The sequence below is a fragment of the Vibrio sp. 10N.286.55.E10 genome, assembly GCF_002872555.1.
GTDB lineage: Bacteria > Pseudomonadota > Gammaproteobacteria > Enterobacterales > Vibrionaceae > Vibrio > Vibrio crassostreae.
The window spans coordinates 1-354 of record NZ_MCSD01000040.1; the positions used below are offsets into that span (position 1 = coordinate 1).

Annotated in this window: 2 tRNA genes; both read right to left on the reverse strand. The window is 44.1% G+C overall.

Annotated features, from left to right (window positions below):
- Positions 1-115: 115 nt before the first annotated feature.
- Positions 116-191 (reverse strand) — tRNA-Ala (locus BCV39_RS18560).
- A 14-nt stretch (positions 192-205) separates the two neighbouring features.
- Positions 206-282: transfer RNA gene (locus BCV39_RS18565), tRNA-Ile, on the reverse strand.
- Positions 283-354 lie beyond the last annotated feature (72 nt).

Consider the following 354-nt stretch of genomic DNA (forward strand, 5'->3'; position numbering starts at 1 on the left):
AAATTTGATTGAATTACTCGTAAGTAAATCAATCAGTCAGCTTTCCAAATTGTTAAAGAGCTTGATTCAATAAATGAACCATTTTTAAAGACTCTCTTAAGAGAATACTTAAAGATGGTGGAGCTATGCGGGATCGAACCGCAGACCTCCTGCGTGCAAGGCAGGCGCTCTCCCAGCTGAGCTATAGCCCCATCTAGGTCGATATTGGTGGGTCTGAGTGGACTTGAACCACCGACCTCCCGCTTATCAGGCGAGCGCTCTAACCAGCTGAGCTACAGACCCAATATCGTCTCTTAACTTTTCTAAACCTAATCAATCTGTGTGGACACTTATCGTGAGTATCTTCGTATAAGG